General features: G+C 75.4%; 1 protein-coding gene. It reads right to left on the reverse strand.

Features of this window, described 5'->3' with window-relative positions; translation table 11 throughout:
• Positions 1–90 precede the first annotated feature (90 nt).
• A partial coding sequence (locus tag H0487_RS22615; protein ID WP_220793712.1) for an ROK family transcriptional regulator occupies positions 91–1,386 on the reverse strand: 1,296 nt, incomplete at its 5' end.

Below are 1,386 nucleotides of genomic sequence, written 5' to 3' on the forward strand. Positions count from 1 at the left end.
GGCCGAGTCGCCAGGGTTGCGGGGCCGAGTCGCCAGGGTTGCGGGGCCGAGTCGCCAGGGTTGCGGGGCCGAGTCGCCAGGGTTGCGGGGTCAGCCGGCGAGGCGGGCGGACGCGTCGGTGACGGCGACGGCGAGGCTGGCGACGGGGTCGGCGAAGACCGGCTCGAGGGCCATCTCGGCGGCGCCGAGGAGGACGGAGTCGGTGCCGAGCCCCGGCAGGGTCAGGCGTACGGCGTCCTGGGCCGGTCGGAGTGCGCGCTCGCCCAGGCCGGTGGCGACCTCGCTGCGGCACAGTCGGAACAGCGGGAGGAAGTAGCCGCCCAGGATCACGACGCTCGGGTTGAAGATGTTGACGACCGCGGCGAGCCCGCGGCCGAGCTCGGCGGCGATGGGGCGCAGCTCACGGGGGGCGCTCGTCATGTCGTCGAGGATCTCGCCGAGTCGGGCGACCTGGTCGGCCGGGCACTTGAGCGCGTCCGCGATCGCCGGCGCGCCGACGACGGTCTCCCAGCACCCCCGGCTGCCGCAGTGGCAGGCCGAGCCCCGCGGGTCGTGGCACAGGTGACCGACCTCGCCCGCATAGCCGGCGACGCCTTCGAGCCTGTTGCCGCCGGTGATGACGCCGGCACCGACGCCGACGTTGCCGGACAGGTAGACCAGGTCGCCGACCCCGACGGCCGCACCGCGCCGGTGCTCGGCGAGGGCGCCCAGGTCGGCGTCGTTGCCGAGAGCGATGGGGATGTCGAGGGAGAGCGCGGCGAGCACGATCGAGCCGAACGAGACGTCGTGCCAGCTGAGGTTCGGCGCGTGCCGGATCAGCCCGTCGCTGCGCCGGACCAGGCCAGGGACGGCGATGCCGATGCCGAGCAGCGGCGCGGTGGTCGAGGACTGGGCGACCACCTGGCGCACCAGGGCGGCCACGGACGCCCCGACCTGCCAGGCCTCCGGATCGGCGGGGAGCTGTGCTGACGCGCGGTCCTCGATCCGTCCGCCCAGGCCGACCCGGGCCACCTCCGCGCGGTCGACACCGAGGTCGACCGCGACGACGTAAGGCCCGTCCTCGCAGATCCGTACGCCGGCCGACGGACGCCCCGCACCGCGTCGTCCGGCGGCGGGGGAGGCGTGCTCGATGAGCGCGAGTGTCTCCAGTTCGGCGACCAGGCCGGCGATCGTCGAACGGTTGAGGCCCATCCGTCCGGTGAGCTCGGCCCGGGAGACCTCCCCGGAGTCGTGGACGTGCCGCAGCAGGGTGCCGAGGTTGTGGCGGCGGACGGCCTCCTGGTTGGTGCCCGTCCCCGCCCGCGGCCCCGCAGCCACGCCTAGACCCCGGCGGCGGAGCGTCGGCGACGCGAGACCGCGTCGACGCTCGCCGCCAGCAGCAGGACG

The organism is Nocardioides stalactiti (assembly GCF_014180715.1).
In the GTDB taxonomy this organism is placed as follows: Bacteria; Actinomycetota; Actinomycetes; order Propionibacteriales; family Nocardioidaceae; genus Nocardioides; species Nocardioides stalactiti.